We start from the raw sequence: 13,344 nt of genomic DNA, 5'->3' as shown, positions 1-13,344 counted from the left end.
AAGATGATGGAACGCAAGGCGGACACGAAAACCGGGGCAAACGTGAAAACAAGATCTGGGCTCGATGTCCTGGTCGCCGGCGCCGGCTATGTCGGCCTGGCCGCCGCCGTGTCGCTGAAGCAGGCGCGACCGGGTCTCGCCGTCGCTCTCGTCGATGCCGCACCTGCCGGCGCCTGGCAAAGGGATGGCCGCGCCTCGGCCATTGCCGCCGCCGCCTGCCGCATGCTCGACCAGCTCGGCGTGTGGGCCGAGATCGCACCGCAGGCGCAAGCGATCACCGAGATGATCATCACGGATTCGCGCACCGCCGATCCGGTGCGTCCGGTGTTCCTGACCTTCGACGGCGAAGTGGCGCCGGGCGAGCCTTTTGCGCATATGGTCGCCAACAGGGTGCTGAACGGCGCCTTGCGGGCCAGCGCCGAAAAGCTCGGCATCGACATCATCGAAGGCGTCGCCGTGCAGGGTTTCGAAACCAACGGCGCCGGTATCACCGTGCATCTTGCCGACGGCGCGACGCTGAAGGCCCGGCTGCTGGTCGCCGCCGACGGCGTCAACTCGAAGCTGCGCGACATGGCCGGCATCAAGACGGTGAAGTGGGAATATGGCCAGTCCGGCATCGTCTGCACCGTGGCGCATGAACGCCCGCACAACGGTCGCGCTGAAGAGCATTTCCTGCCGGCCGGCCCCTTCGCCACATTGCCGCTCAAGCCCGGTGAGGACGGCACCAACCGTTCGTCGATCGTCTGGGTCGAACGTACGCCCGATGCCGAGAAGCTGGTGGCCGGTGACGATCTCCTCTTCGAACACGAGCTGGAGCAGCGTTTTGGCCTGAAGCTTGGCGAGATCCGCGTTGCCGATAAGCCGCGCGCCTGGCCGCTCGGCTTGACCATTGCGCGTGCCTTCGTCGCACCCCGCATCGCGCTCGCCGGCGATGCCGCCCACGGCATCCACCCGATCGCCGGCCAGGGCCTCAATCTCGGCTTCAAGGATGTCGCAGCCCTTGCCGAGGTGATCGTCGAGGCCGACCGGCTCGGCCAGGACATCGGCGCGCTCGACGTCCTCGAACGCTACCAGCAGTGGCGCCGCTTCGACACGGTGCAGATGGGCATCACCACGGACGCGCTGAACCGGCTGTTTTCCAACGATATCGGCCCGCTGCGAACCGCCCGCGACATCGGCCTCGGCCTCGTCGAACGCATGCCGCGCCTGAAGGATTTTTTTATCCGGCAGGCGTCGGGACTGTCCGCCAGCACGCCGCGATTGTTGAAGGGCGAGGCGATCTGAGCGCTGTCGCTCAGTTGACCTCGAAACCCAGCTTCTGCCGCAGCCGCAATATCCTCTGGTCGGATATTTCGATGCGTTTCTCGCCGCCCTGGGCGGCGCGGTTGACCATCTGCAGCAGATCGTTTCGCTCGGCGACATCGAGACGTTCGCGCAGGAACGGCGCCAGTCTGTCGATGACAACGGTGGTGTCGTCGACTTGCGCCGCCGCCCATTTGGCATAGATCACCGCCTCGTCGGTCTTCTTCTTGTCGGCGATCTCGGAAATCACCGCGCGGATGACAGCCTCGCGCTGCGGCAGGATGGGCCCATCCTCGGAGACGATTGATGTGATCAGCGTAGCCGCCGCGACGACCGGGTCATCGATCGCCGTCAGCGGCGACAGCGCCGCCTGCTTGCGCAGCTTCTTGCGACGAATATTGCCCTGCACGCGCCCGACGACGTCCGCAACCTCGCGAGCCGCGTCGTTCATCGCCTTCATCCGGTACCACCAGAACGCCGCCGCGCCCATCACGCCAAGGATAGCAATCAGGAAAGGCATGTCGAAATCCCCAAGAACCCCGGCGACGATAGGAGAACTCTCGCCTTGCTTCAACACGCAAAAGTTGCGCACGAAATGAACCAGGACGATCGTTCAGTCGAACGCCTTGGTTTCCACGTGGCTGTAGCACATGGCGGAGGCTATGACCCCGGCACATCGTAGATCGCCCGCACCTCGATGGTGCCGATTTCGGCCAGCGGGATCTCGCCGGCGATCTCCAGCGCCTGGTCGAGATTATCGGCCTCGATCATGACGAAGCCGAGCAACTGCTCCTTGGTTTCGGCGAACGGGCCGTCGGTGATCAGTCGCTTGCCCTGGCGTCGCCGCACCGTCTTCGACGTCTTCACCGATTGCAGCGCCTGCGCGACGATCAGCATCCCACGCTGATCCAAGGACCGGTCGTGAGCCATCGAATCGGCATCGAGCTTGGCCAGACGCTCCGGCGTCATGGCATGAAGGTCGTTTTCCTCGCCATAGACCAGACAGACATATTTCATTTCCAGCTCCCTTGCTGTGACGAACCATAGGCGATCACGGTATCGGTTGAGTCCTTGCCGGCAGCGACATGGTCGAGAAGGCTGACCGCAATGCCGATGATGGCAATTGCCGCAAGCAACCGGCCGAAGCCGGAGGGCGGCACCTGCAGCGGGTCGCTTTCCCCGAGATCAGCCCTTCGGCCGGTGCTTGTCCAATGGGCAGAAAACAGATTGTTCATGTGAGCCTCCATCGGCCACGAGAAATCCGTGGCCGCCCGCAGGACGGTCGGGGCCGATGCAAGTCGACATTTTTGCACGCACATTTTTTAAAAAAGATTCGATGAGACCTGCCGGCGCCGCATGCGCGCGCAAAACAGCGCGGTGGCCTTCCCCCGCGCCCGCGCTATAGTTGGGAGGAACGCCGCCTGGCCGGCGCCACCGCTGCAATAAGGAGAAATTAATGGACCGCACCGCAAACGCCGTCTGGAAAGGCAATCTGAAAGAGGGCACGGGCACGCTCGACACCCAGAGCGGAACCCTGAAGGGCACGCCCTATTCGTTCAAGGCGCGCTTCGAGGACGAGAGCGGCAAATCCGGCACCAACCCGGAAGAACTGATCGCCGCCGCGCACGCCGGCTGCTTTGCCATGCAGTTCTCGCACTTCCTGGCCGAGAACGGCACGCCTGCCACCGAACTCGACGCCAAGGCGGTGGTGACGCTGGTTCCCGGCACGGGGATCACCGGCAGCGCCCTCACCGTGGTCGGCAAGGTCCCGGGCATCGACGCGGCGAAATTCAAGGAATTGGCCGAAAAGGCCAAGGCCGGCTGCCCGGTCTCGAAGGCGCTCGGCGCCATAAACGTGTCGCTCGACGCCAAGCTCGGCTGAGAACGCTGCATGCGGTGTGAGACCCGGCGCGAACGCTCAGGCGCGCGCCGGGGACCTATGCTCCCAGCGCGTCCAGCCGGGCACGCAGTGCGGCGACTTCCTGCTCCAACGCCTCCAACCGCGCCTCCAGGTCGGAAGCAGGCAGGACCGATGCACTTCGCTGCGCCGAAAGGACGGTAACGTCTACCGGGCCGCTCAGCAGATGCACGTAGCGGTCCTCGCGCTGGCCCGGTCCGCGCGGGATTTCCTGGATGAGTGGCGGCCGACGTCCAATCAGCATGTCGAGTTCGGCGCGCAGATATTCGATCGACGAAAACCGCGCCATGCGCTCCGTGCGCGCCGACAATTCATGGGCCGTCTGCGGCCCGCGCAGCAACAGCAAGCCGATCAAAGCGGTCTGCGGCGTGGTCAGCGAGAAGCGCTGCGCCATCTGGTGCTCGTAGCGCTCGACACGCGAGCCGAACATCTGCCGCACCAGTCCCTTTTGTTCGAGCAGCTTCAGCCCCCGGTGCACCTCGGTCTGCTCCAGCGCCATCACCGGCTCGCGCGCCGTCTTCTGGTTGGCGGCGGCCAGTGCCGCGTTGAGCGTCAGCGGATAGACATCCGGCGTCAGCTCCTTCTTCTCGATCAGGCAGCCGAGGATGCGGGCTTCGATGGGAGAGAGGATGGGAAGGTCATCGCTCATTGGCTTATCCTTTGATCCTGGAGGGACAGCACCCCCCTCTGTCCTGCCGGACATCTCCCCCGCAAGGGGGGAGATCGGCAGCTTCAGCGCTGTTCATCCATTCTTGCAACGTTGGAGACTAGCGAAAGTCGAGATGACGGCCAATCTCCCCCCTTGCGGGGGAGATGTCCGGCAGGACAGAGGGGGTGTGAAGGATCGCGACGGACGCAGTTTGCAACAACCTCCGCCTAAACCCTTCTCTCCACCATCATCTTCTTGATCTCGGCGATCGCCTTGGCCGGGTTGAGGCCTTTCGGGCAGGTCTGCGCGCAGTTCATGATGGTGTGGCAGCGATAGAGCCGGAACGGGTCTTCGAGGTTGTCGAGCCGCTCACCGGTGGCCTCGTCGCGGCTATCGATCAGCCACCGATAGGCCTGCAGAAGCGTTGCCGGGCCGAGATAGCGGTCGCCGTTCCACCAATAGCTCGGGCACGAGGTCGAGCAGCAGGCGCACAATATGCATTCGTAGAGCCCGTCGAGCTTCTCGCGATCCTCATGGCTTTGCAGCCATTCCTTGGCCGGCTCCGGCGACACCGTCTTCAGCCAGGGCTGGATCGAGGCATGCTGGGCATAGAAATTGGTGAGGTCGGGCACCAGGTCCTTGACCACCTGCATATGCGGCAGCGGGTAGACTTTCACCGCGCCGGAAATGTCGTCGCAGCCCTTGGTGCAGGCCAGCGTGTTGGAACCGTCGATGTTCATGGCGCAGGAGCCGCAAATGCCTTCGCGGCAGGAACGCCGCAAGGTCAGCGTCGGGTCGATCTTGTTCTTGATCCACAGCAGCGCGTCGAGCACCATTGGACCGCAATCGTCCATGTCGACGAAATAGGTGTCGATGCGCGGGTTCTCGTCATCGTCCGGCGACCAGCGGTAGATGCGGTATTCCCGCAGATTGGTGGCGCCCTCCGGCTTCGGCCAGGTCTTCCCCGGCTTGATCTGCGAATTCTTGGGGAGCGTGAGTTCAACCATCTTCGATCCTCAATACACTCTGGCCTTCGGCGCGATCTTGGCGAGGCTGATGCCGCCGTCCTTTTCCGCCAGCTGCGGCTCGGTGTGCACCGGCCGATAGGAGAGCGTCACCTTGCCGTCTTCGCTCAGCCTGGCCAACGTATGCTTGCGCCAGACCGCGTCGTCGCGCGCCGAAAAGTCCTCGCGTGCGTGCGCGCCACGGCTCTCCTTGCGCGCCTCGGCGCTGTAGACCGTGGTGATGGCATTGGCCATCAGGTTTTCCAGCTCCAGCGTCTCGACCAGATCGGAGTTCCAGATCATCGAGCGGTCGGACACTTTGATGTCCTTCAACTCGCCCCAGATCTGCGAAATGCGCTTGCAGCCGTTTTCGAGCGACTCCTGCGTGCGGAATACGGCCGCGTCTTCCTGCATCGCCTTCTGCATCTTTTCACGCAAGCTGGCCGTCGGCGTCGAGCCATTGGCGTGGCGCAGCCGGTCGAAGCGGTCCATGATCTTCTCGACCGAGGCTTCGTTGGGTGAAGGGATCGCCGACTTGCGGTCGATGACCTGGCCGGCGCGGATCGCGGCCGCGCGGCCGAACACCACAAGATCGATCAGCGAATTCGAACCGAGCCGATTGGCGCCATGCACGGAGGCGCAGCCGGCTTCGCCGACAGCCATCAGGCCGGGCGACACCTGGTCTGGATTGAGCGCCGTCGGATTGAGCACCTCGCCCCAGTAGTTGGTCGGCACGCCGCCCATATTGTAGTGGACCGTGGGCAGCACCGGGATCGGCTCCTTGGTCAGGTCGACACCGGCAAAGATCTTGGCCGATTCCGAAATGCCCGGCAGCCGCTCATGCAGGACAGCGGGATCGAGATGGTCGAGATGCAGGAAGATGTGGTCCTTGTTCTTGCCGACGCCGCGGCCCTCGCGGATTTCCAGCGTCATGCAGCGCGAGACGACGTCGCGCGAGGCGAGGTCCTTGGCTGACGGCGCATAGCGCTCCATGAAGCGCTCGCCCTCGGAATTGACGAGATAGCCGCCTTCGCCGCGCGCGCCCTCGGTGATCAGGCAGCCGGCGCCATAGATGCCGGTCGGGTGGAATTGCACGAACTCCATGTCCTGCAGCGGAAAGCCGGCACGCGCGGCCATGCCGCCGCCGTCGCCGGTACAGGTGTGCGCCGAGGTGGCCGAGAAATAGGTGCGGCCATAGCCGCCGGTCGCCAGCACCACCATCTTGGCCGAGAAGCGGTGGATGGTCCCGTCATCCAGGTTCCAGGCGACGACACCGGTGCAGGTGCCGTCCGGCTCCATGATCAGGTCGAGCGCGAAATACTCGATGAAGAACTGCGCGTTGTTTTTCAGCGACTGGCCGTAGAGCGTGTGCAGGATGGCGTGGCCGGTGCGGTCGGCGGCGGCGCAGGTGCGCTGCACCGGCGGGCCTTCGCCGTAGTTCATCATGTGGCCGCCAAACGGCCGCTGGTAGATCTTGCCCTCTTCGGTGCGCGAAAACGGCACGCCGTAATGTTCGAGCTCGTAGACCGCAGCCGGCGCTTCGCGCACCAGATATTCCATGGCGTCGACATCGCCCAACCAGTCCGAGCCCTTGACGGTGTCGTACATGTGCCACTGCCAGGAATCGGGACCCATGTTGGACAGCGAGGCGGCAATGCCGCCTTGCGCCGCCACCGTGTGCGAGCGGGTCGGGAACACCTTGCTGATGCAGGCGGTGCGCAGGCCCTGTTCGGCCATGCCGAGCGTGGCGCGCAGGCCGGCGCCGCCGGCGCCAACGACCACCACGTCAAACTTGTGGTCGACATAAGTGTAGCCAGCGCTGTTGGCTTGTGTCGCGTCCTTGGCCAACTCAGCCTCCGAATGTCAGCTTGAGCAGGGCGAAGATCGAGGCGACGCCGACCGCTATGGGAAAAAATGTATTGAGCGCGATCAGCGCCAGCTTCATGCCTTCGCCATGCACGTAATCCTCGATGATCACCTGCATGCCGATCCGCATATGGATGAGCCCGGAGATGAGCACCAGGGCCATCACCAGCGCCACGAACGGGTTGGCAAGAGCTGCCCGCACATGTGCGTAGTCGGCGCCGTTGAGCGCGATCAGGAAGCCGACGAAGAACAGGATCAGCGGGATGTTGGCGATCGCGGTGAGGCGTTGGCGCCAGAAATGCCCGGTGCCTTCGCGGGCGGAGCCGAGGCCGCGGACCCTCGCCAGCGGCGTGCGCATGTCGGTGTTTTTGCCGCTCATGGTCAGGCTCCCCGCGCTATGGTGCCGGCGATCCAGATCAGCAGCGTGAGCAGGATCGAGCCGGCCAGCGTCGCCCAGGCGATCTTCGAGGCCGTATGCTTCTCCAGGCCCGCGCCGGTGTCCCAGACCAGATGGCGCACGCCACCCAGCATATGGTGCATCAGCGCCCAGGTGTAGCCGAACAGGATGAATCGGCCGAGCCAGGTGCCGAAGGCCCAGTTGGCCCAATCGAAGGTCGCCTGCGAGGAAGCCGCCGCCATCAGCCACAGGGCGACCAGCAGCGTGCCGAAATACAGCGCACCACCGGTGATGCGGTGAATGATCGACATCGTCATGGTGATCGGCGGCCGGTACACGGTGAGGTGCGGCGAAATCGGCCGTTCACGTCTGACAAATTCGCGGGTGGCTGGTGATTTGCTCATGGCTCCCCCAGTTCGGCGTCTCTCTGGAGCCTCAGGTGGAAATGCGGCATTGCCGCTTCCGGTTGCGACTTCGGACAGCCGGTTTCTAATGCTCTTTTTGCACCGCGTCAAAGCCAGAAAACTGTTTCGAAAACGTAATTTAGTCTGACTAAAAGGCGGGCTTTGGCTTCAATCGATTAGGCCGGAAGGCCCGAAGCCGGCTCGATATCGCTGCAGTGCAACATGTCTGGCCCCAGGGCCCAGCGGCATTGAGATCAGCGCTAGCGTTTGCAGGTCCGCGGCGTCGACCCCTTCTTCATCACCAGCGCCTCGCGTCCGTCGATCACGATTGCGTCATGCGTGGCCGCCTGGTAGCGGCTGCTCTGGTTGGCAGGCGATGCCGCAAACTCCTCGGTCGCGCCGTCGGACCCGACCACACGCAACGACGTCCCTAGATTTTGGATGGAAATCACACCGTTGTTGCCGCATCTGTAGGTGGCCGTGCCTATGCCGGATCGCGGCGCAGTAAGGTCGGTAATGATCTTGGTTGCAGCTGTCGGAGGCGCCGCGGCTGTGACGGACTGCTGAGCCGACGCAGGTGAGACGACGACGGTATTGACCGCCTTCGGCGCGCTGTCCTGCGGCACACAGGCTGCAACGATAACGAGCAACGGGAAAACGGACGCCCAATTCGGCCGGCGTAGCGACATATGCTGTCCTCCCGCGCGGCAAACCAGCCGCGATGCTTTGCCAAGATCAAGGTCATCCCGACGCCGAGACGGACACCGGCGCGATGGTGCGGCCAAGAATGGCCGAATGATGGCCACCGGGTTTTCCATCCAGTCGGATATTAACGGATATTAACCATGTTTACGGAGACATCGCCGCCAAACGCGCCAGCCTCTTAACAAAGGTTAAGAAAACGTTAATTTCTGATTCGAGGAGGCTTTCCCTCAAGATACGGAGGACGCCATGCGTTCGAATTCAGGCAGATCGCGCCTCGCGGCGCTCATCGTGGCGGCCTCGGTCGTCGGCATTGCAGCGCCGGCGCTTGCCGGCGCGCGGCATCAGGATCGCGTCTACGCCGATTCCTTCGGCAACCTCGTCGTCGACAGCGCCGCCGGCTACAAGCGCATCATCGTCGGCCAAGGCAGGCTGGCCAAGCAGCTTTCCGACTACACCAGCGCCGGCCAGCCCAAGGTGATCTACGAGAACGAAGCCGACGAAATCAGCGATTATAGCGATTGCTACCGGCCTCCGGTGCTGGTGAAGGGCCGCTCCTATATGTACGGTCTCTCCGACGGCGAGATGCCCGAGCTCAGCCCCTGCCGCTAGCCTCGATACCGGCTGACGACCAGTTGCCGGCCGGCCCGGCGGAGACGCGCACGCAATCGCGCCCGGCATTCTTCGCCTGATAGAGCGCCAGGTCGGCGCGCCGCATCAGATCGGCAAAGTCTTCGCTCGGATGAAGTTCGGCGACGCCGAAGCTCGCGGTGCAGCGGTTGTCCGCCGGCAGTCCGTCGATGGGCAGCGCGCCGAAAGCACTGCGCGTGCCCTCGGCGAACAGCCGCGCCGCGGCAAGGTTGGTTCCCGGCAGGATGATGGCGAACTCCTCGCCGCCGATGCGGCCGGCAACGTGATGCGCGGCGGCGGCTTCGCGCAGGAAGCCTGCAAAAATCTCGATTACCCGGTCGCCGGACGCGTGGCCGAAACTGTCGTTGACGCTCTTGAAATGATCGAGATCGGCGATGACCAGCGCGACCGGCACGCCTTGCCGCATCGCGCCAAGCACCGCCAGCTCGGCATGGCGGGTGAAGCCGCCGCGGTTGAGCAGGCGCGAAAGCGTGTCCGTCTCCGACTTCGACGTCACTTCGGCAAGCACGTCGCGAACCAGGATGGCCAGCATCAGCAGCGCCAGCGCCAGCGCAAAGACAGTGCCGAGCGATTGCGACACCAGCGCGTAGTTGCTTTGCAGATAGGCTTGCGGATTGGCGCCCCAGCCGCCGAGCGCATGCGCGATGAACGGCTTGGAGGCAAACTGCAGGCCGCTCGCCGCCAGCACGGCCATCAATATGCGATCGAGACGGTCAAGCTTTTGCCTCGATGACCAGACGATGGCCAGCCCGACGAACTGCATGACCGCATAGGGAAGCTGGTAAGCCATGATGCGGATGAGCGACTGGCGAGGCAGGTCCTGCACGAAATACACGGCTATGGTGGTGGCCAACAGGAAAAACAGCATCGGCTTCCAGGGCGGCGCCACGCCGTATTTGCGGGCAAGCCCGCCATTGAACGCAATGGTGGCGCCAAGGAAGACCGCGAAGGCGGCAACGACCGGGAGCCGCGCGTCGGCAAAAGCGGGAATGGAGAATTCGATGGCCGAATAGGCCATGCCCAGCAGATAGCCAAATGCCAGCCAGCGCGCCGGCGCCCGGCCGACATCGTGGAAGGCGACCGCCATGAAGGATGCCGCCAGCAGGCCGGCAACCGACAGATTGATCAACAGGATGAAGTTGGCGCCGCTCATGTTCTCCCGCACCCGCGCCGACAGCTAATCATCGACGGGCGAAGAAGACGTTAACGCCGTCCCGCCCGGACAGATTCAGCCGGTCTTGAGCGGCTCCGGCAGGAACGCCGTTTCCGGCCGCTCATAGGACAGGCGTACACTGTCACGGCCGTTCTTCTTGGCTTTGTAGAGCGCATCGTCGGCACGGCGCATCAGCGGCTCCAGCGCCTCGCCACCGCTGCGGGCCGCCACGCCGAAGCTTGCCGTCACCTTCGTTCCCAGGGGAAGCCCGTCGACATGGCCGGCCGAATAGACGGTGCGCACCGCTTCGGCGAACAGCCGCGCCGCCGCAAGATCGCTGAGGGGCAGCAGCACCGCGAATTCCTCGCCGCCGATACGCCCGGCAACACCGCGCGCGCCGGCCGCCGACCGAAGCTTGGCGGCGAAGTCGGCGATCACCCGATCGCCCGCCCCATGCCCATGCACATCGTTGAGCGCCTTGAAGTGATCGAGGTCGGCCAGCACCAGCGCGACCGGGAACCGGGCCGAGGCGCAGTGCTGCAAGAGTCGCATGCCTCGCTCCTCGAAGCCACGCCGGTTGAGCAGGCCCGACAGGGGGTCGGTATAGGTCTCGGTCTTCAATGCCTTCAACACGTCGAGTGCCGCGGCGGAAAACAGGCACAGCGCGATGAGCAGCGAGAGCAGCGCGTGCGACAGCAGCGCCGTCGTCCAGTAGGACGAGCCATAGAACCCGTCATAGCTGGCGAAGGGCCCATGCGCGATGACGACGGCAAGGGTGCGCACGAAGAAATTGACGCCCGACAGCAGCGACAGTACGAACAGGATTTTTTCGGTCGGGCCGTTGTTGCGTACCGGGCGCAGTTCGGCGGCAACCAGAAGGCTGATGCCGCCGAATGCGAAATTCATCGCCAGGATGCGCCAGGTGAGATCCGGCGCGACGAACAGGAACCAGCATAACGACGCCAGGCCGCCGCCCGCCAACACGGCGATCCCCACAGAGGGCACCTTGCGGCCATAACGGTGGATGACGGCGCTGGACAGACAGCAGGCAGCGATGGTGAAGCAGATGTTCGACGTAAGCTTGGTCAGCGGCATCCCGATGGGCAAGGTGAAATACTGGAGCAGGAAGCCAGCCGCCGAGAGACTGTAGCTGATCGCCAGAACGGCCAGATAGGGGCGGTGGCGCTGATAGGACCACAGCACGAGGAACGCCGCGCCGAGCGCCAGCGCGATCGTCGGGTTGAGCAGCGCAATGAGCAGACCCGTGTCCAACCGACTGTGACTTCCCCTAGCTTACGTCAGGGAAGAGTTTAGAGAGCAAGCGCAAACAAGCGGTTAAGCGAAAGCGGCAAGCAGGACCGCCGCCTCAAAATAATGCAGGGAACCGCAGTCCCCAGTCAGCGTTCCTCCGTTCACAATCTGGAGCGACCCATGGCCGACACAATCACACTGACCGACCACGATGCGATCCGCTCGTGGGCTGCCGGGCGCGCCGGCTTTCCCGCAATCGTCGACATATCGCCGGAGGCGGGGACGCAGCCCATGTTGAGGCTGGTCTTCGGCCAGCACGCCTATCAGGACCAGGACCAGCCTGAACGGCCGCTCAATGCGGGAGGCTATGAACTTGTCGAATGGGACGAATGGTTCAAGCTCTTCGAGGAACAACAGCTTGCGCTTGTGGTCGCCGCCGAACAGCCGGGACGCCGCGAGGAGTTCCACGAACTCGTCCGCCGCGACGGAAAGCTTTGAACCCGAGCCCACACGGCTCGGGTTCTGTTCAAATCCGGGTTACTTCCACTCGCGTATGTCGACGAAGTGGCCGGCGATCGCCGCCGCCGCCGCCATCGCCGGCGAAACCAGATGGGTGCGGCCCTTGAAGCCCTGCCGGCCCTCGAAATTGCGGTTCGAGGTCGAGGCGCAGCGTTCATGCGGCTTCAGCCGGTCATCATTCATCGCAAGGCACATCGAACAGCCCGGCTCGCGCCAGTCGAAGCCGGCGGCGACAAAGATCTTGTCGAGCCCTTCGGCTTCCGCCTGTTCCTTGACCAGGCCGGAGCCCGGAACGATCATCGCATCGACATGCGGGCTGACCGTCTTGCCTTCGACCACCTTGGCGACGGCGCGCAGATCCTCGATGCGGCCATTGGTGCAGGAACCGATGAAGACGCGATCGAGCGTGATGTCGGTGATCTTGGTGCCCGGCGTCAGCCCCATATAGTCGAGCGCGCGCTGTTTGGAGGTGCGCTTGTTTTCATCGGTGATGTCGTCCGGGTTCGGCACGATGCCTTGCACCGACACGACATCCTCGGGCGAGGAGCCCCAGGAGACGATCGGCGGCAGCTTGGCCGCGTCGAGCACGATCACCTTGTCGAAATGCGCGCCCTCGTCGGACTGCAGCGTCTTCCAGTATTCGAGTGCCGCATCCCAGGACGCGCCCTTCGGCGCGCGAGGCTTGTCCTTGACATAGGCGAAGGTCGTCTCGTCGGCGGCGATCAGGCCGGCGCGCGCGCCGCCTTCGATCGACATGTTGCAGATCGTCATGCGGCCTTCCATCGACAGCGCACGGATCGCCTCGCCGGCATATTCGATGACATAGCCAGTGCCGCCGGCGGTGCCGATCTCACCGATGATGGCCAGGATGATGTCCTTGGCGGTGACGCCTTCCGGCAGCTGGCCGTCGACACGCACCAGCATGTTCTTGGCTTTGCGCTGGATCAGCGTCTGCGTCGCCAGCACATGCTCGACCTCGGACGTGCCGATGCCATGCGCCAGCGCGCCGAAAGCGCCATGCGTCGAGGTGTGGCTGTCGCCGCAGACGATGGTCATGCCGGGCAGAGTAAAGCCCTGCTCCGGACCGATGATGTGGACGATGCCCTGGCGAATATCGTTCTCGGAATAATATTCGACGCCGAAATCCCTGGCGTTCTTGGCCAGCGCCTCGACCTGGATACGGCTTTCCTCGTTCTTGATGCCGAACTTGCGCTCGGGTGAGGTCGAGACATTGTGATCGACCACGGCCAGCGTCTTTTCCGGATGTCGGACTTTACGGCCGGTCATGCGCAGGCCTTCGAAGGCCTGCGGGCTGGTCACTTCATGGACCAGGTGGCGGTCGATGTAGAGCAGGCAGGTGCCGTCGTCCTGGCGGTCGACGACATGGTCGTCGAAAATCTTGTCGTAGAGGGTGCGCGGTGCGCTCATGTGCGTAAATCCGTCGATATGAGAATGGGAAAGAGCAGACGCCTGACTTGCGGCCCGGCGAAAACGACCTGAACAGGTCGGCCTAGGGTAGTCGGCTGGT

The 13,344-nt window shown here is 63.9% G+C and carries 16 protein-coding genes; 4 read left to right on the top strand and 12 right to left on the bottom strand.

All coding sequences use genetic code 11. The features are described from left to right. Positions 1-6: 6 nt before the first annotated feature. Positions 7-1,284, top strand: coding sequence for a ubiquinone biosynthesis hydroxylase (locus NKH52_RS18320; protein WP_352735037.1), 1,278 nt, complete (start codon positions 7-9; stop codon positions 1,282-1,284). A 10-nt stretch (positions 1,285-1,294) separates the two neighbouring features. On the opposite strand, the gene NKH52_RS18315 is transcribed toward NKH52_RS18320, so the two are convergent. From NKH52_RS18315 to NKH52_RS18305, 3 genes are all read right to left on the bottom strand, one after another. Then, complete coding sequence (locus NKH52_RS18315) at positions 1,295-1,822, bottom strand: hypothetical protein (protein WP_352735035.1); 528 nt, start codon at positions 1,820-1,822, stop codon at positions 1,295-1,297. Positions 1,823-1,962: 140 nt separating this feature from the next. Next, on the bottom strand, positions 1,963-2,319 hold the full coding sequence (locus NKH52_RS18310; protein ID WP_128288545.1) for a YciI family protein: 357 nt from the start codon (positions 2,317-2,319) through the stop codon (positions 1,963-1,965). Further along, on the bottom strand, positions 2,316-2,537 hold the full coding sequence (locus tag NKH52_RS18305; protein ID WP_352735033.1) for a hypothetical protein: 222 nt from the start codon (positions 2,535-2,537) through the stop codon (positions 2,316-2,318). Before NKH52_RS18305 ends, NKH52_RS18310 begins: the two co-directional genes overlap by 4 nt. A 221-nt stretch (positions 2,538-2,758) precedes the next feature. On the opposite strand from NKH52_RS18305, the gene NKH52_RS18300 reads away from it, so the two are divergent. Further along, complete coding sequence (locus NKH52_RS18300; protein ID WP_013528883.1) at positions 2,759-3,184, top strand: OsmC family protein; 426 nt, start codon at positions 2,759-2,761, stop codon at positions 3,182-3,184. A 55-nt stretch (positions 3,185-3,239) separates the two neighbouring features. Here the strand turns inward: NKH52_RS18300 and NKH52_RS18295 are convergent, their stop codons facing one another. From NKH52_RS18295 to NKH52_RS18270, 6 genes are all read right to left on the bottom strand, one after another. Beyond that, on the bottom strand, positions 3,240-3,869 hold the full coding sequence (locus tag NKH52_RS18295) for a YceH family protein (protein ID WP_352735030.1): 630 nt from the start codon (positions 3,867-3,869) through the stop codon (positions 3,240-3,242). A 227-nt stretch (positions 3,870-4,096) separates the two neighbouring features. After that, positions 4,097-4,876 carry a succinate dehydrogenase iron-sulfur subunit gene (locus tag NKH52_RS18290; protein ID WP_013528877.1) on the bottom strand — a complete coding sequence of 260 codons (780 nt, stop codon included), beginning with the start codon at positions 4,874-4,876 and terminating at the stop codon, positions 4,097-4,099. A 9-nt stretch (positions 4,877-4,885) separates the two neighbouring features. Then, a complete protein-coding gene (gene sdhA, locus NKH52_RS18285; protein WP_352735028.1) occupies positions 4,886-6,721 on the bottom strand; it encodes a succinate dehydrogenase flavoprotein subunit in 1,836 nt (611 codons plus the stop codon). Position 6,722: 1 nt separating this feature from the next. Then, positions 6,723-7,118 (bottom strand): succinate dehydrogenase, hydrophobic membrane anchor protein, encoded by a 396-nt coding sequence (gene sdhD / locus NKH52_RS18280; RefSeq protein WP_352613007.1) that lies wholly within the window; start codon positions 7,116-7,118, stop codon positions 6,723-6,725. 2 nt (positions 7,119-7,120) lie between these two features. Further along, a complete protein-coding gene (gene sdhC / locus NKH52_RS18275; protein WP_352735026.1) occupies positions 7,121-7,540 on the bottom strand; it encodes a succinate dehydrogenase, cytochrome b556 subunit in 420 nt (139 codons plus the stop codon). A 260-nt stretch (positions 7,541-7,800) separates the two neighbouring features. Then, positions 7,801-8,229 carry a hypothetical protein gene (locus NKH52_RS18270; protein ID WP_352735024.1) on the bottom strand — a complete coding sequence of 143 codons (429 nt, stop codon included), beginning with the start codon at positions 8,227-8,229 and terminating at the stop codon, positions 7,801-7,803. 262 nt (positions 8,230-8,491) lie between these two features. Here NKH52_RS18270 and NKH52_RS18265 point away from each other — a divergent pair, with 262 nt between their 5' ends. Beyond that, on the top strand, positions 8,492-8,854 hold the full coding sequence (locus NKH52_RS18265) for a hypothetical protein (RefSeq protein WP_352735022.1): 363 nt from the start codon (positions 8,492-8,494) through the stop codon (positions 8,852-8,854). On the opposite strand, the gene NKH52_RS18260 is transcribed toward NKH52_RS18265, so the two are convergent. Both NKH52_RS18260 and NKH52_RS18255 read right to left on the bottom strand, forming a co-directional pair. Further along, complete coding sequence (locus NKH52_RS18260; RefSeq protein ID WP_352735020.1) at positions 8,838-10,046, bottom strand: GGDEF domain-containing protein; 1,209 nt, start codon at positions 10,044-10,046, stop codon at positions 8,838-8,840. The two genes, NKH52_RS18265 and NKH52_RS18260, sit on opposite strands and share 17 nt — an antisense overlap. A 75-nt stretch (positions 10,047-10,121) precedes the next feature. Beyond that, positions 10,122-11,318: a GGDEF domain-containing protein gene (locus NKH52_RS18255; protein ID WP_352442074.1), complete on the bottom strand. Its 1,197-nt coding sequence runs from the start codon at positions 11,316-11,318 to the stop codon at positions 10,122-10,124. A 159-nt stretch (positions 11,319-11,477) separates the two neighbouring features. On the opposite strand from NKH52_RS18255, the gene NKH52_RS18250 reads away from it, so the two are divergent. Continuing rightward, a complete protein-coding gene (locus NKH52_RS18250) occupies positions 11,478-11,795 on the top strand; it encodes a hypothetical protein (protein ID WP_023811261.1) in 318 nt (105 codons plus the stop codon). A gap of 39 nt (positions 11,796-11,834) precedes the next feature. Here the strand turns inward: NKH52_RS18250 and leuC are convergent, their stop codons facing one another. Beyond that, entirely contained in the window at positions 11,835-13,244 is a 1,410-nt protein-coding gene (gene leuC, locus NKH52_RS18245; protein ID WP_352735018.1) for a 3-isopropylmalate dehydratase large subunit, read from the bottom strand. Positions 13,245-13,344 lie beyond the last annotated feature (100 nt).

This window comes from Mesorhizobium sp. M1066 (genome assembly GCF_040318635.1).
GTDB lineage: Bacteria > Pseudomonadota > Alphaproteobacteria > Rhizobiales > Rhizobiaceae > Mesorhizobium.
The sequence above is the reverse complement of the archived record's forward strand: the minus strand, read 5'-3'. Positions and strand labels throughout refer to the sequence as shown.

Bases quoted from the DNA above. Each gene is read 5' to 3' on its own strand.
- NKH52_RS18290 (WP_013528877.1), bottom strand. From the start codon at position 4,876: ATGGTTGAACTCACGCTCCCCAAGAATTCGCAGATCAAGCCGGGGAAG.
- NKH52_RS18315 (WP_352735035.1), bottom strand. From the start codon at position 1,822: ATGCCTTTCCTGATTGCTATCCTTGGCGTGATGGGCGCGGCGGCGTTC.
- NKH52_RS18305 (WP_352735033.1), bottom strand. From the start codon at position 2,537: ATGAACAATCTGTTTTCTGCCCATTGGACAAGCACCGGCCGAAGGGCT.
- sdhC (WP_352735026.1), bottom strand. From the start codon at position 7,540: ATGAGCAAATCACCAGCCACCCGCGAATTTGTCAGACGTGAACGGCCG.
- NKH52_RS18320 (WP_352735037.1), top strand. From the start codon at position 7: ATGGAACGCAAGGCGGACACGAAAACCGGGGCAAACGTGAAAACAAGA.
- NKH52_RS18295 (WP_352735030.1), bottom strand. From the start codon at position 3,869: ATGAGCGATGACCTTCCCATCCTCTCTCCCATCGAAGCCCGCATCCTC.
- NKH52_RS18265 (WP_352735022.1), top strand. From the start codon at position 8,492: ATGCGTTCGAATTCAGGCAGATCGCGCCTCGCGGCGCTCATCGTGGCG.
- NKH52_RS18260 (WP_352735020.1), bottom strand. From the start codon at position 10,046: ATGAGCGGCGCCAACTTCATCCTGTTGATCAATCTGTCGGTTGCCGGC.
- NKH52_RS18300 (WP_013528883.1), top strand. From the start codon at position 2,759: ATGGACCGCACCGCAAACGCCGTCTGGAAAGGCAATCTGAAAGAGGGC.
- NKH52_RS18310 (WP_128288545.1), bottom strand. From the start codon at position 2,319: ATGAAATATGTCTGTCTGGTCTATGGCGAGGAAAACGACCTTCATGCC.
- sdhD (WP_352613007.1), bottom strand. From the start codon at position 7,118: ATGAGCGGCAAAAACACCGACATGCGCACGCCGCTGGCGAGGGTCCGC.
- NKH52_RS18270 (WP_352735024.1), bottom strand. From the start codon at position 8,229: ATGTCGCTACGCCGGCCGAATTGGGCGTCCGTTTTCCCGTTGCTCGTT.
- NKH52_RS18250 (WP_023811261.1), top strand. From the start codon at position 11,478: ATGGCCGACACAATCACACTGACCGACCACGATGCGATCCGCTCGTGG.
- leuC (WP_352735018.1), bottom strand. From the start codon at position 13,244: ATGAGCGCACCGCGCACCCTCTACGACAAGATTTTCGACGACCATGTC.